Here is a 14,589-nt window from a genome sequence, read left to right on the forward strand (position 1 = left end):
TATTCAAACTAGAACGTCAGCTCTAGCTCTGGGTCAATCATTAATAACTGTTCTCGGAATACTTGCTGAATACGCGACAAAGAGTCTTCATCATCAGCCTCAAAGCGCAACACTAAGCTAGGCGTAGTATTGGATGCTCGACACAACCCCCAGCCGTCAGGATAATCAACGCGCACACCATCAATCGTCGATATATTTCCGCCTTCGAAACGGCCCTGTTCATGCAGAGACTCAATTAAGCTGAACTTCCCTTCATCCGTCACTGCAATATTAATCTCTGGTGTACTGATATCTTCAGGGAAGCTTTCGAATACGTCATTCGATGACCGCTCATCGATACCTAACACTTCTAATAAGCGTGCCGCACTATATAGCCCATCATCAAAGCCGAACCATCGCTCTTTGAAGAATATGTGCCCGCTCATTTCGCCTGCTAACAGCGCACCTGTCTCCTTCATTTTTGCTTTTATCAAGGAGTGTCCCGTTTTCCACATAATAGGACGCCCGCCATAACCACTAATAAGGCCGTTAAGGCGTCGAGAGCACTTAACGTCAAAAATAACATCGGCCCCAGGGTTTCGAGATACAACATCCTTAGCAAAAAGCATTAATAGTCGATCTGGCCAGATAATTTTACCTGTATTGGTAACCACGCCCACTCGGTCACCATCGCCATCAAACGCAATACCGAGATCAGCCCCCTCTTCTTCAACTTTTCGAATCAAATCTTGAAGGTTTTCAGGCTTACCTGGGTCTGGATGGTGATTTGGAAAGGTTCCGTCAATGTCGCAATATAGCGGAATAACTTCACAGCCTAACTCTTCTATTAACGCTGGTCCAAGTTCTCCGGCAACACCGTTACCCGCGTCAACGACAACTTTAAGCGGTGCAGCTACCGCAATATCATTCAGGATAACATCTAAATAATCCCGGCTAACATCTTGCTGACTCACCTGACCGGCACCCGACGCGTAATCCTGAACTAAAATTCGGTCATATAACTTCTGTACATCATCACCCGCTAACGTCTCTCCGCCCAACATCATCTTAAAGCCATTATAATTAGCAGGATTATGACTACCTGTAATCATGACACCAGAACCCGTATTAAGGTGATGAGTCGCAAAATAAAGCACGGGGGTTGGTACTTGCCCAATATTGATTACCTGTCGCCCAGTCTGAACCAAGCCGTTAATCAGCGCTTCTGCCAGTTCTGGACTCGATAGTCGACCATCATACCCTACGCAAATAGTAGGCTGCCCACGCTTTGCGGCCTCACTACCTATCGCCAAACCAATTTGCATGACGATTTCTGGTGTTAATGTATCTCCTACTATTCCGCGAATATCATAGGCTCGAAAAATCGACTGAGGCACATCAACTAATACGCCTTCTGACTCTGTCAGCAAGTCATCATCTAATGAATCTAGCGGATCTAAGCCATCCGAAGCACCAAGACCAAGGAGGTCATCGTCACCGTCCATCATGTCAATATCAAGGTCATCATTCCCCTGAAATAGTGGGTCCGCGTGGTCTTTCTCTTCAACTATTTTCGCCTGCGCTTTTTTCGCCTCAGCCACCGAGTCCATTTTTTTGTCAGCCGCTACAGCAAGGCGCTGCATCGTTGCAGCCATTGAATGAAACATGGCAAACTTAACGGCTGGAACTCTTTTTCTTTCTGCATTAAATAGGCTTTGCGCATACTGAGTGACGGCCATCGACTCCGCTCTAAGGTGTTTGAAAAGAGACATTAAGGGTAGCGCTGTCACCAATAACACTAAAACGGCACACCCCGCTATTAACATCCAAAACAGCCCTACATCAACGAAAGCATCAGAAGATACCGCAGGCTGAAAACGAACCTGCCAGTGAGGTATCGAGGTGTCACGGGAAAGCACTTCTTCGCTACCACTCCCCATCGCTGCTACCACTTGCTCTGAGCTACCAAAAACCTGAACCAAGCTCAACTTTCCAGCCTCAACACCCGATACAAGCTTTAAGCTTTCTAATAGTAGGCCTTTTTCAAAAACGACCAATAATACACCCGTAACATTACCTGTCTGCTTGTTTTTCACCGGTGCTGCGGCCTGAACTAGCCATTCGCCCTCCCTCAAAAAAGCCTCTATATGCGGATTCTCATCTTTCTCTGCTCTTTTTATGAGATCAAGACTTGAAAAACCTAGGGGGGTTTCAGCATCCGCATCCCTCGTCGCTAAGCCTCGCTTGAAAAAATACACTTTGGATACATAAGGTAAAAATCCTTCAATGTCTTTTTCCATCGACTCTCGCGCCGTAGTATCGTCAAGCGCGGCGGCTACCGTATCTAAGGTCGCGATACTATCAAGTTCCCTCTTTATAAAACTCACACGCTGATCGATCTGAAGTTGCGCGCTTGATAATGCAATTTCTGACATAGATTGACTTACACGCTTTTCAGCGGAACCAATCACCGTCATTTGAATTAAATAACCCACCAAGACTATTGTTAATAGAGCGCACGCTAACGCAATGTATAACGGAGGAGTCAGGTGCTTAAATTTAGCCCCTGCAGGTTTATCAACTTTCTTCTTTAGCGCCTTTGCCTTAGCTTTCTCATCAACCACCGAAGCGTTGTCTTCTGGTTTATTTTTTTTACCTAGCTTCATAAGGTTTCCCTGTTATGGAAATTAAACTCTGCATAAAATGCCAAATCACCGCTGAAGTTTTTGTGCGATTAGCTGACGCTATCGCCTCACAAACACCTCAGTCATATAAATCAATATATCGATAAGTGTAGATCAGCTATCAAAAATTGCGCCGACCCTGCATAAATACTTACAGCTAAAATTCAGCTAGCGTGTTCCTGTTGAGCCAAAACCACCTTCACCTCTATCGCTATCACCAAACTCACTCACAATTTCAAATTCAGCCTGAACAACAGGAACCAAAACCATCTGAGCAATTCTTTCGCCTACATTAATGGTAAAAGGCTTATCCCCTCGATTCCAACAAGACACCATTAACTGCCCCTGATAATCAGAGTCAATAAGCCCCACTAAATTGCCCAGTACAATGCCATGTTTATGCCCTAATCCTGAGCGCGGTAGTAAAACGGCAGCCAGACTTGGATCTTCTATATAAATAGCCATGCCTGTCGGGACCAAAATAGTCTCACCCGGAAGGATCTCAGTGGCCTCATCAACGCAAGCTCTTAGATCAATCCCTGCCGACCCTTCGGTTGCATAGGTGGGCATTGGGATCTCTCCCCCTATTCGGGAGTCCATAATTTTTAACTGAAGACTTTTCTTTGACATAACCTAACTCTCAATACGTTTCTATCTATAAATAATGTGTAAACCGATTTTTTCGGTTAAGGCTGCATATTTGAAACGATAAGTTCCACAATACTTCCCGCCAATATTAATTTACTTTGCTGAGAAAATGACTGACTACCACCATCCCAGAGTACGGTTACGGCGTTATCTTCACTGTTAAAACCAATTCGCTGATCCGATACATCGTTAGCGACGATCATATCGAGTTTTTTGTTTTTCAGTTTCCCTTCTGCATAGGCAATTACGTCTTGAGTCTCGGCAGCAAAGCCCACCGTAAACGGTTTATCTGGCCGCGCCGCAATCGATGCCACAATATCGGGGTTTTTGATCAGTTCTATAACCATTTTACGTTGGCTTTTTTTGATTTTCTGTTCTGGCACCGCTTCAGGCCGATAATCTGCCACGGCCGCAGACGCAATAAATATATCGCACCCTTGATCAGTCGCTTTTTCCGCCGCATTCAGCATATCTAATGCCGAAGACACAGACGTTAACTTCACCCCACTGGGTGCTGGTAAGGCAACAGGGCCCGATATCAACTCAACGGTAGCACCCGCATCTCTTGCCGCAACCGCTAACGCATAGCCCATTTTTCCGGAACTATGATTAGATACATACCTAACAGGGTCAATTGCTTCTCTTGTTGGACCTGCCGTAATAACGACCCTTTTACCATGCAAAGGGCCATGACAAAAATAATTATTAATACATGCATGCAACTGCTCAGGCTCAAGCATTCGCCCCAACCCGACGTCACCGCATGCCTGCTCACCTTCACCTGGACCCCAAATATAGACATTTAGCGCTTGGGTGAGTTCATTTATATTGCGTTGGGTGCGGCTGTTTTTCCACATCGCCTGATTCATCGCTGGCGCGATAGCAATCGGTGCTTCGGTAGCAAGGCATAACGTTGTTAACAAGTCGTTGGCCATGCCCACAGTAAAACGAGCAATAAAATCGGCCGACGCAGGCGCAACAACAACCATCTCAGCCCATTTAGCGAGTTCTATATGCCCCATTCCTGCTTCTGCTTCCGTATCTAGCAAACTCAAATGGACAGGGTTTCCCGATAGCGCCTGCAGGGTAAGGGGCGTAATAAACGCCTTCCCTCCTTCAGTCATCACTACGCGCACATTGGCACCCGACTTTATCAGAAGTCTTGCAAGTTCTGCGGTTTTATAAGCAGCAATGCCACCTGTGATACCGACTAGTATTCGACGACCATTTAACATAAAAACCACGCACCAAAATATCGACTTAACGTTCGCATACAAACACAGAGAAATAAAAATAATAAATTGCGGACTAAGATAACATCTGAATGATCTTTTTTCACTCCATCATTACCATCAACTCTCCACTTAAGTTACAATTTTCACTTGGTTATGGAAAACCAACACTCAGGCTTAACGCCCACCACTAAACAAGGAAGTAAAATGGCTATTTCAGACTGGCCCGTCAACGAACGTCCCAGAGAAAAACTGCTCGATAAAGGCCCTCACGCATTGAGCGACGCAGAACTGCTCGCCATATTCTTACGCACTGGCATCCCCGGAAAAACAGCTGTAGACCTCTCTCGTGAGCTTCTCGTGCGATTTGGAAGTCTCAGAGCCATGTTCTCTTCGTCGCTCGAAGAGTTTTGCTCAGCCCCAGGCCTTGGTAGCGCTAAATACACGCAACTTCAAGCAACCCTTGAAATGGCTAAGCGGCACATGCAAGAACAACTTCAGCATGAAAGCGCCCTAACGAGCCCTACCCTGACACGAAACTACCTTAAGTCTAAGCTAATTGGCCGCCCTTATGAGGTTTTTTGCTGCTTATACCTAGACAATCAACATCGGGTCATTAAATTTGAAGAGTTATTTAGGGGGACTATCGATGGCGCTAGCGTTTATCCTAGAGAGGTGGTTAAAAACACCTTAGATAACCAAGCTGCGGCTATTATCTTTGCCCATAACCACCCATCAGGGGTTGCAGAGCCGAGCATTGCCGACCAACAAATCACAAAACGCCTCGTTTCTGCGTTAGCGCTCATTGATGTTCGCGTGCTAGACCATATTATTATCGGTAATGGAGAGACTACATCCTTTGCCGAAAGGGGCTTACTATAATCAAGCCAAAAATTTAAAACTTTAGTAACAGGTCATATAAATAATAATTCATAGCGCTAGACACACAGTTTTTCATCTTTAAAGCACGTTTTTTTTGCCATTAAAAATGGATTCTGGTATAAAGGCGGGCTCCTTGGCTATGACTCAACATTTAGTCAAGCCAAAGTAAAAGTTTCAATGGTTACCAACAGACAGTTGGAGACGAGGTCAGGATATGTCAAGAGTTTGTCAGGTTACAGGAAAAAGACCTGTTGCTGGAAATAACGTTTCTCACGCAAAGAATCACACTAAGCGCCGTTTTCTGCCTAATTTGCAGAGCCATCGCTTTTGGATTGAAGGCGAAAAGCGTTTTGTTAAATTGCGTGTATCTACTAAAGGAATGCGCATAATCGACAAGAAAGGTATCGAGCAAGTGTTGTCCGATATGCGTTCACGTGGCGAGAAAATCTAAGGAGCTTAGAGATGCGCGATAAAATCAAGTTAGTTTCATCTGCAGGCACCGGTCACTTCTACACGACCGACAAGAACAAGCGTAACATGCCAGAAAAGATGGAAATCAAAAAGTTCGACCCAGTTGTTCGTAAGCACGTCGCTTATAAAGAAGCTAAAATTAAGTAATTAATCAGGCCTCTGCTCTGGGTAAAGCCTTAAACCAGCCGTCTCCAGAAGTGCTAAGAACACGAAAAGACCTCGCATTTTGCGAGGTTTTTTTATGCCTGCGATCTTATCTTAAGAATCTTACAGGCACAAAAAAGCCGCATTAAAAATGCGGCTTTTTAAACTCACAACACTTTCGATATTTAGATAATATCGTCAATAGAGTTAAGTGGGTAGTGCGCAGGGTAAGGCAAGTTAGCCACACCTGAATCAACAGCAGCCTTAGCAACAGCGGCAGATACAACTGTCAACAAACGAGTATCAAGTGGCTTAGGAATAATATTATCCTTACCATACTCTAAAGCTTCGCCGCCGTATGCATCAATAACAGCCTGTGGCACTGGCTCTTTTGCCAATTCTCTGATCGCGTGAACTGCAGCAACTTTCATTTCTTCGTTTATAACCTTAGCACGCACATCTAGAGCGCCACGGAAGATGAAAGGAAAGCCAAGAACGTTGTTAACCTGGTTAGGATAATCAGAACGTCCTGTCGCCATGATCAAGTCATCACGAGTTGCCAATGCAAGCTCTACCGCAATTTCAGGATCAGGGTTAGAACATGCAAATACAACAGGGTTTGGTGCCATTGATTTTAATGCTTCTGCTGGCAACAAGTTTGGACCAGATAAACCAACAAATACGTCAGCGCCGTCACATGCGTCAGCTAAAGTACGCTTATCAGTATCATTCGCAAACATCGCTTTGTACTGATTCAAGTCATCACGACCGGAGTGGATAACACCCTTACGATCCAACATGTAAATATTTTCTGAAGCAGCACCACAACTAATAAGCAGCTTCATACATGCAACTGCTGCCGCGCCGGCACCAAGACACACGATCTTAGCTTCTTCAATTTTCTTACCTTGTAACTCAAGCGCATTCAACATACCTGCAGCCGTTACAATAGCGGTACCATGCTGATCGTCATGGAATACTGGAATATCACACTGCTCAATCAAGATACGTTCGATTTCAAAACACTCAGGCGCTTTGATATCTTCAAGGTTAATGCCGCCAAATGTATCGGCGATGCGTCGCACTGTATCGATAAACGCCTGAGGGCTCTCAGAGTTTACTTCGATATCAAAAACATCAATACCTGCAAAACGCTTAAATAGAACGCCTTTACCTTCCATTACAGGCTTACTAGCCAAAGGTCCAAGGTTACCCAGACCAAGAATCGCAGAACCATCAGAAATTACAGCAACCAAGTTACCTTTAGCCGTATATTTGTACGCATTCTCAGGATCTTTAGCGATCTCGCGAACAGGCTCTGCTACTCCAGGACTATAAGCCAAAGACAAATCTCTGGAAGTTTCTGTTGGCTTACTGATTTCTACACTAATTTTACCCGCTCTTGGATTCGCGTGGTAATCGAGTGCAGCTTGCTTCATATCTTCAGACATTGCTTCTTTTCCGTCTTGACGTTAATTAAATCAGGAAAATCATCAGGGATGTTTCCCTCTCACCTTCTTCAGCGAGCCTGACTATTACCTAGCCACGGGCGCGATATTATCCCTTGTTTCACTTTTACACACAAGGGTAAGACCAAAACAACAAAGGAAGGCCGGCCAGACACTTGACCTACCTCATATTTTAAAGACCTCATAAAGTCTTATTCTCATAAAACTGGGTCAATAAACGCTGCCGGGTGCTTAACCGACATCATATACGGTTTATATTTTTTTGCTTTCTCTTTTGCACTTAAATTCTTTTTTATCAACCAACCGCTCACTATTAACTCTCGCCCCACCAGAGTTTGCAGTCTTTTTTGGTCAAAATATTTCTGCGAAGCCTTAGGTATCATAAGAGCTAACCGCCCCTCAAACAGCAACCACCAAGTCTTCCCTTCTTTCAAGCGAGCGCGTTCAAGTCGGCCTGACACCAACCGAAAGCCAGTATCTGAGCGCTTCAGCTTTCGACTACTTCGTGGCGAGAAATAATGGTCCCCCCACACACCCAATTTAGACGATCTTGCTGCCAACTGAGCCTGTAGCAAGCAATCTTGGTAGGCTATATTCGGAGGAATTGCGATAGCAAAACCTAATCCCTCTCGAATTAAAGCCGCTTCTATGCTGTCACCTTGCGGGGTAAACGCATAGGCAAGTAAACGACCGTACCGATCCTTTGCCTCCTCACCCTCCATCAATCTAACCAAGGCAGGCGTCCCAACAAGTAACGCCAATCGCTGCGCTGCCTGTTTGGCATAAGGTTCGGAGGGCTTATTTTTCTTACCGAATTCCGGGGTATTAACCCCGATCAATCGGACTTTTCGGCCATCTTTCAAATGCAACGTATCGCCGTCAACCACCCGCTTAACCGCAGCAAGTTCCATTTCAGAAATTTGCTTTGCAGATGGCTGTTCACACTGTTTCGCGCTGACCTCAATCCCAAAAAACAGCAGGCACAAAAAAAGGGCGCCCAAAATGGACTCCCTTTTTTGTGATAACTTATCGCCGCGATTCATCTTATACCGCAACAATAGCGCATTAACCTTTGTTAATACGGCTTCCAAAACGCTGCTTGAACTTATCAACACGTCCGCCAGCTTCAACACCTTTCTGCTTACCAGTGTAAAAAGGGTGACATGATGAACATACATCGATATGGATATCTCTACACATTGTTGAACGTGTTTTGATAACATTTCCGCAACTACATGATGCAGTCACTTCTTCGTATTTTGGGTGTATACCTTCTTTCATTGTGAACCTCGGTTTTCTCATGCCGCTACCCAATCAACGATCAAATCTGTTGCTGGGCACCGCATTTCATTGCATCATAAGACGATAAATCATCTTGCGGGGTGGCATAAAGCCAAAATCAGACCGCGCATTTTACCAAAAAAAGATCGATTAGCAAGATTTATCGTAAACGACAGTACAAACCACCCAGGATAATCTACGCCGTGCCAAGCATTAGCCCTACAGCCAATTCAATTACCATTCTCGCCGTAGCCCTACCTATACCGCTTTACCGAACATTTGACTATTTGCCACCGCTTGAGATAAATGTCGCTACTCTCGAACCGGGCCAGCGAGTCGCCGTACAATTTGGTAGAAGAGCATTAACGGGCATTATTATAGAGATCAAAGATCATAGCGATTTCCCTATCAAAAAACTAAAGCCCGTTAAGCAGCTACTTGACCAGCAACCTATTTTATCGCCATCTATTTTATCGATGGCCAAGTGGGCATCTCAATACTACTGCCATCCTATTGGCGAGGTTCTTTTTGCAATATTACCGCCCATCCTCAAGCAGGGCCAGCCTATTAATATTGCAGGCACTCAACGTTGGTCCATCAATAAAGATCATATAGAGCCGGCCGAAAACGCGATTAAGCCCAACGCAAAAAAACAACTGCAACTCTATCGAGCCCTTGAAAACGCACCCAACGGCCTACTTGAAGAGACCATAAAACTACTGGGCTTCACATCAACTCAATTAAAGTCACTATTTAATAAAGCGCTAATCGTTTCTGAAGAATTAGACGCCCTGACCGCAGCCGCAACAGAATACCAAGCGTCTGCGCCACCTCTCCCGTTATCAGAAGACCAAACCGTCGCGGTTAAACAGCTTGCAAGCGACATAGGGAATTTCCAATGCACGCTATTACAAGGGGTCACAGGTAGCGGCAAAACGGAGGTCTATATGAACCTAGTAGACCAAGTCATTAGCGCCGGACGACAAGCGATTATACTAGTACCTGAAATAAGCCTGACACCACAAACCCTCGCCCGCTTTCAGCGCCACTTTAAGTGCCCTATCGGAACGCTACACTCGGGCCTTAATCAGAACGAGCGACTCACCAGCTGGGAGCTGGCCAGACAAGGCGCTGCGAAAATTATTATTGGTACACGCTCAGCCATTTTCACACCAATGAAGAACCTCGGCTGTATTATTGTTGATGAAGAGCACGATAATTCATTTAAACAACAAGAAGGGTTTCGTTATTCTGCTAGAGATCTCGCCGTCACAAGAGGTCATAAAGAAAAGTGCCCGGTCGTTTTAGGCTCAGCAACCCCTTCACTAGAATCAATCAACAATGTACTAAACGGGAAATACAAAAAGATAGCATTGCCGTCCAGAGCCGGTGGGGCGTCGTTTCCTGACATTGAGTTGCTTGACATTAAAAGCCGCCCACTCGAAGGAGGGCTTTCTCGGCCCTTAATAGACACAATTAAGCAGCATCTCGACAATCAACACCAAGTGATTGTCTACCTCAATCGCCGAGGGTTTGCGCCCGCCATTACCTGCGAAGACTGCGGCTGGCTCGCCGATTGCCGCCACTGCGACGCTAGAATGACACTTCACAAACACCCGGCACACCTTCGCTGCCACCACTGCGACTACAGCGCAGCAATACCCAGCCAATGCCCAGATTGTCAAAGCACTAACATTAAAACCTTAGGCGCAGGTACCGAGAAAGCCGAAGAAACACTCGAGGCGATCTTCCCAGAAACGCCCATTATTAGAGTGGACCGAGATAGCACACGCAAAAAAAACGCCATGAAAGACCTGGTTGAAGAAGTTAATAAAGGCAACCCTTGCATACTGGTCGGCACACAAATGCTAGCAAAAGGCCATGACTTCGCCAATGTAACGCTGGTCGCAGTTGTCGATGCCGACGGCGGTCTATTTAGCGCAGACTTTAGAGCACTTGAAAAAACGGCCCAACTACTCATTCAGGTGGCAGGAAGGTCTGGCAGAGGCAGTAGCAAAGGACAAGTGGTGATTCAAACTAGCCACGGCGACCACCCCATACTTCAGCAGATAGCGCGCGGCAACTACCCTCAAATAGCAGACGAACTTATTGATGAACGACAATCAGCGGCGCTACCACCTTTCAGCTATATGTCTTTACTCAAAGCCGAAGCCCCCCATATAAACAACGCCATCGGTTTACTCGAAAAAACAAAGAAAATGGTCGCAGACATGGCGCTAGACCCTCAGCAAACCGTCGAACTGCTAGGCCCGATTCCGGCATCGATGAGCCGAAAAGCCGGCGTACATCGAGCGCATTTATTGCTCTCATCTGAGAACAGAGTTGCATTACAGCGTATCACTCAACACATCTGCCATTGGTTAAATGACAACCGCTGGGGCAAGACCCGCTGGATGATCGATGTTGACCCCATTGAAATAAACTAGTGCTTTTGACCGAAACGGCAATTGTTTCAAATGCCAACTTCCTCCATAATAGCCGGTTCCCCCTATTTTCCATTCTAAATGGCAGAACCCAGTAGAGATGAAAGAATATATCGCAGGATTAATTCAGTCCGCAGTTGACAAACTAAAGGCATCAGGTGAACTACCAGAAGAGGTTTCGCCTAAAATCACTATCGATAACACACGCGATAAAAGTCACGGTGACTTTGCAAGCAACGTTGCATTAACGCTTGCCAAGCCCGCCGGAAAAGCGCCGCGTCAAATTGCCGAACGTCTCTGCAGTATCATTCTCGAACAGGCCATATCCGATAACCAAGGCGTTGAAAAAGCCGAAATAGCAGGCCCAGGCTTTATTAACTTTTTTGTCAGTAACGCAAGCAGTTTTGCGGTCGTTCCTGAAATTTTAACCGGCGGCGAAGTGTACGGCCGAAGCAATACCGGTAAAAACCAAAAAGTTCAGGTTGAATTTGTATCTGCAAACCCAACAGGGCCTCTTCATGTAGGTCATGGACGCGGCGCAGCATACGGCGCGACAGTAGCAGACCTACTTGAAGCCGCCGGCTTTGACGTCCAACGTGAATACTACGTTAATGATGCCGGGCGCCAAATGAATATTCTAGCGACCAGTATCTGGTTACGATATCTGGAGCTACAAGGCGAGACATTCACCTTCCCTTGCAACGGTTATAAAGGCGACTATGTATATGATATCGCTCGCCGGCTTAGCAATGAGTATGGAGACAAGCTTCAGCACGCAGCTGAAACCGTCTTCGAAAACATCCCTGCAGATGAACCTGCCGGTGGTGATAAAGAAGTTCATATCGACGCCCTTATTGCTCGCTGCAAAGCTTTACTAGGCGAAAACGACTATCTTGCGGTGTTTGACTCAGGCCTTGATAACATTGTCGGTGACATCAAAGATGACCTAGGCGGATTTGGTGTTAACTATCAAAAATGGTTTTCTGAAAAGTCACTTGCAGATAGCATTGATGGCGTTATAGAGCAGCTCGATAAGTCGGGGCATCTATACGAAAAAGAAGGCGCTATTTGGTTCCGCTCTACTGAATTTGGCGATGATAAAGATCGCGTAGTTAAGCGTGATAATGGCGAGACGACCTACTTCGCGTCAGATATCGCTTATCACAAAAACAAGTTTGAGCGTGGCTTTACGCAAGTCATCAACATCTGGGGCGCAGACCACCACGGCTATATCGCTCGCGTTAAAGCCGCACTAGAGGCGCTAGGCCTTAACCCAGAAAAACTAACCGTCAAGCTGGTTCAGTTTGCCATTCTTTACCGTGGCACCGAACGCGTGCAGATGTCGACGCGTAGCGGCTCATTCGTCACGCTAAGAGAATTACGCGAAGAAGTCAGTAACGATGCTGCCCGTTTCTTTTATGTGACTCGCAAAGCTGAGCAGCACATGGACTTTGACTTGGAACTGGCAAAATCTGAAAGTAAAGATAACCCTGTCTACTATATTCAGTATGCTCACGCTAGGATTTGTAGCGTACTAAGAAAGCTAGCCGAGCAAAATACGTCTTGGAACAAAGAGAATGGCCTAGCCAATCTTGAATTGCTTACGCTAGAACACGAGCGTGACTTAGCATCGAAGCTATCAAAATACCCAGAGATGCTAAATAACGCAGCTATCAATCTTGAGCCACACACACTGACTCATTATTTGAAAGAGCTAGCGGCAGACTTTCATACTTACTACAACGCACACAAAATGTTGGTTGAAGATGAAAAACTACGCGACGCCCGTATTGCATTAGGGCTAGCCGTTAGACAAGTTATTGCTAACGGCCTTAAGCTTCTGGGTGTTAGTGCACCGGAAGAAATGTAAGAAACGCGAAACGTTAGGAAAAGGATGTACCTGTCATGACGCGGGATTACGCTAAACCCAGCACCACAAAAGAACCCGGTAAGCGCTCGAAAGGGCGCGCGGGTTCAAGCAAACCAAAAGCAGCAAAATCAAACACTCGAGCTCAAAAACAAAACACGCCAGCACCTCGCCCAAAGTCCACACCTTGGGTTATTATTGCCTGCATCGTTATTGCGTCTTTGTTTGTCACAGGGTTGGTTTATTTAAATAAAGTACCCCCTACGAAGGCGACACTCCCCGTAGCGCCCACCCAAAAAACAGAAACACCGCCAGCAAAACCTGACACTAGTTCGACCACAAAGGAGCGCTTTAAGTTCTACGACTTGCTACCCGAGTCGGAGATCATTCCTCCCAAGGTTGACGCCTACCAATACAAAGAGAAAGGCAAACAGATAAAGTATGAATACATCCTGCAAACCGGCTCTTTTAGAAATCTCAGTGACGCTGAAAGACAAAAAGCCATGATTGGCTTTCAAGGCCTCAAAGCCAACATCGAAAAAGTCGTCACAAGCAGTAATAGTACATGGTACCGTGTGCAAGTAGGGCCCTATACCTCTCGCAGCAAGATGAATAGCTCAATGGACCGATTGGTTGCCATTAATATTCAGCCTCTTGTTAAGAAAAACAAGCGCTAATCGCAGCTCTGCAAGGACCTCATTGGGCGGACGCATCGATCCGCCCCTACAGCAACTATATTTTTTCATCTCGCCCATACTATTTCACTACCTCCCTTGAATTAATCTTAGCAGTCTCCATATATCTCTTCATTGTCTGTTTAAAAGCGCCTATTGAAATTCGGTGCTTGAGTTCAATTTGCAAGTACCCGTCAGTTTCAACATACAAACACTACGGGTTCTTATGTTCTAATCAATAATGGAGTTATGGGATGACCACCATCTTATCAGTACGTCGCGACGGAGAAGTTTCTTTAGGTGGCGACGGTCAGGTTTCTCTAGGCAATACAATCATGAAAGGCAATGCCAAAAAGGTTAGACGCCTTTATCACGGCAAAGTCATCGCCGGTTTCGCAGGCGGTACAGCCGATGCCTTCACCCTATTTGAGCGATTTGAAGCCCAGCTTGAAAAACATCAAGGTCATCTAGTAAGAGCTGCGGTAGAGTTAGCAAAAGACTGGCGAACCGATCGGGCCCTGCGAAAACTAGAAGCCTTACTCGCGGTTGCGGATAAAGAAACATCACTCATTATTACCGGTAATGGCGATGTAATCGAACCAGAAGACAGCCTTATTGCTATTGGGTCTGGCGGCCCTTTCGCACAAGCATCTGCCAGAGCATTACTTGAAAACACAACGCTCAGTGCTCGAGAAATCGTAGATAAAGGCTTAACCATTGCTGCGGATATCTGTATTTATACTAACCAGAACCACACCATTGAAGACCTTAATAGTAAAGACTCAGAATAACGTTCAACACACATCATGAGCTG

General features: G+C 45.8%; 13 protein-coding genes. 7 read left to right on the forward strand and 6 right to left on the reverse strand.

Going from position 1 to position 14,589, the window contains the following annotated elements; all coding sequences use genetic code 11:
• Window positions 1–8: 8 nt before the first annotated feature.
• The 3 genes from NKI27_RS19360 to coaBC form a co-directional block, all read right to left on the reverse strand.
• A complete protein-coding gene (locus NKI27_RS19360; RefSeq protein ID WP_320109434.1) occupies window positions 9–2,645 on the reverse strand; it encodes a phosphomannomutase/phosphoglucomutase in 2,637 nt (878 codons plus the stop codon).
• A gap of 186 nt (window positions 2,646–2,831) precedes the next feature.
• Window positions 2,832–3,293, reverse strand: coding sequence for a dUTP diphosphatase (dut, locus tag NKI27_RS16975; RefSeq protein WP_265047216.1), 462 nt, complete (start codon window positions 3,291–3,293; stop codon window positions 2,832–2,834).
• Window positions 3,294–3,349: 56 nt separating this feature from the next.
• The gene (coaBC, locus tag NKI27_RS16980) at window positions 3,350–4,546 is read right to left on the reverse strand and encodes a bifunctional phosphopantothenoylcysteine decarboxylase/phosphopantothenate--cysteine ligase CoaBC (protein ID WP_265047217.1); all 1,197 of its coding nucleotides are present in this window, start codon (window positions 4,544–4,546) and stop codon (window positions 3,350–3,352) included.
• Window positions 4,547–4,750: 204 nt separating this feature from the next.
• Here coaBC and radC point away from each other — a divergent pair, with 204 nt between their 5' ends.
• From radC to rpmG, 3 genes are all read left to right on the forward strand, one after another.
• Window positions 4,751–5,425: a RadC family protein gene (gene radC, locus NKI27_RS16985; protein ID WP_265047218.1), complete on the forward strand. Its 675-nt coding sequence runs from the start codon at window positions 4,751–4,753 to the stop codon at window positions 5,423–5,425.
• 214 nt (window positions 5,426–5,639) lie between these two features.
• Window positions 5,640–5,876, forward strand: coding sequence for a 50S ribosomal protein L28 (gene rpmB, locus NKI27_RS16990; protein ID WP_265047219.1), 237 nt, complete (start codon window positions 5,640–5,642; stop codon window positions 5,874–5,876).
• A gap of 11 nt (window positions 5,877–5,887) precedes the next feature.
• A complete protein-coding gene (rpmG, locus tag NKI27_RS16995) occupies window positions 5,888–6,043 on the forward strand; it encodes a 50S ribosomal protein L33 (protein WP_265047220.1) in 156 nt (51 codons plus the stop codon).
• A gap of 182 nt (window positions 6,044–6,225) precedes the next feature.
• Here the strand turns inward: rpmG and NKI27_RS17000 are convergent, their stop codons facing one another.
• The 3 genes from NKI27_RS17000 to rpmE form a co-directional block, all read right to left on the reverse strand.
• Window positions 6,226–7,491, reverse strand: a complete 1,266-nt coding sequence (locus NKI27_RS17000) for a malic enzyme-like NAD(P)-binding protein (RefSeq protein ID WP_265047221.1) — start codon at window positions 7,489–7,491, stop codon at window positions 6,226–6,228.
• A gap of 215 nt (window positions 7,492–7,706) precedes the next feature.
• Window positions 7,707–8,510: a thermonuclease family protein gene (locus tag NKI27_RS17005; protein WP_265047222.1), complete on the reverse strand. Its 804-nt coding sequence runs from the start codon at window positions 8,508–8,510 to the stop codon at window positions 7,707–7,709.
• 64 nt (window positions 8,511–8,574) lie between these two features.
• Window positions 8,575–8,790 (reverse strand): 50S ribosomal protein L31, encoded by a 216-nt coding sequence (gene rpmE / locus NKI27_RS17010; protein WP_265047223.1) that lies wholly within the window; start codon window positions 8,788–8,790, stop codon window positions 8,575–8,577.
• A gap of 203 nt (window positions 8,791–8,993) precedes the next feature.
• Here rpmE and NKI27_RS17015 point away from each other — a divergent pair, with 203 nt between their 5' ends.
• The 4 genes from NKI27_RS17015 (at window position 8,994) to hslV (ending at window position 14,566) form a co-directional block, all read left to right on the forward strand.
• Window positions 8,994–11,237, forward strand: a complete 2,244-nt coding sequence (locus NKI27_RS17015; RefSeq protein WP_265047224.1) for a primosomal protein N' — start codon at window positions 8,994–8,996, stop codon at window positions 11,235–11,237.
• A 97-nt stretch (window positions 11,238–11,334) separates the two neighbouring features.
• Window positions 11,335–13,104: an arginine--tRNA ligase gene (argS, locus tag NKI27_RS17020; RefSeq protein WP_265047225.1), complete on the forward strand. Its 1,770-nt coding sequence runs from the start codon at window positions 11,335–11,337 to the stop codon at window positions 13,102–13,104.
• Between the two features lie 35 nt (window positions 13,105–13,139).
• A complete protein-coding gene (locus tag NKI27_RS17025) occupies window positions 13,140–13,778 on the forward strand; it encodes an SPOR domain-containing protein (protein ID WP_265047226.1) in 639 nt (212 codons plus the stop codon).
• Window positions 13,779–14,029: 251 nt separating this feature from the next.
• A complete protein-coding gene (gene hslV / locus NKI27_RS17030; protein ID WP_265047227.1) occupies window positions 14,030–14,566 on the forward strand; it encodes an ATP-dependent protease subunit HslV in 537 nt (178 codons plus the stop codon).
• Window positions 14,567–14,589 lie beyond the last annotated feature (23 nt).

It is taken from the genome of Alkalimarinus alittae, assembly GCF_026016465.1.
GTDB lineage: Bacteria > Pseudomonadota > Gammaproteobacteria > Pseudomonadales > Oleiphilaceae > Alkalimarinus > Alkalimarinus alittae.

Excerpts from the sequence above, each read along its gene's own strand:
- NKI27_RS19360 (WP_320109434.1), bottom strand. The coding sequence starts at position 2,645 with ATGAAGCTAGGTAAAAAAAATAAACCAGAAGACAACGCTTCGGTGGTT.
- dut (WP_265047216.1), bottom strand. The coding sequence starts at position 3,293 with ATGTCAAAGAAAAGTCTTCAGTTAAAAATTATGGACTCCCGAATAGGG.
- coaBC (WP_265047217.1), bottom strand. The coding sequence starts at position 4,546 with ATGTTAAATGGTCGTCGAATACTAGTCGGTATCACAGGTGGCATTGCT.
- radC (WP_265047218.1), top strand. The coding sequence starts at position 4,751 with ATGGCTATTTCAGACTGGCCCGTCAACGAACGTCCCAGAGAAAAACTG.
- rpmB (WP_265047219.1), top strand. The coding sequence starts at position 5,640 with ATGTCAAGAGTTTGTCAGGTTACAGGAAAAAGACCTGTTGCTGGAAAT.
- rpmG (WP_265047220.1), top strand. The coding sequence starts at position 5,888 with ATGCGCGATAAAATCAAGTTAGTTTCATCTGCAGGCACCGGTCACTTC.
- NKI27_RS17000 (WP_265047221.1), bottom strand. The coding sequence starts at position 7,491 with ATGTCTGAAGATATGAAGCAAGCTGCACTCGATTACCACGCGAATCCA.
- rpmE (WP_265047223.1), bottom strand. The coding sequence starts at position 8,790 with ATGAAAGAAGGTATACACCCAAAATACGAAGAAGTGACTGCATCATGT.
- argS (WP_265047225.1), top strand. The coding sequence starts at position 11,335 with ATGAAAGAATATATCGCAGGATTAATTCAGTCCGCAGTTGACAAACTA.
- NKI27_RS17025 (WP_265047226.1), top strand. The coding sequence starts at position 13,140 with ATGACGCGGGATTACGCTAAACCCAGCACCACAAAAGAACCCGGTAAG.
- hslV (WP_265047227.1), top strand. The coding sequence starts at position 14,030 with ATGACCACCATCTTATCAGTACGTCGCGACGGAGAAGTTTCTTTAGGT.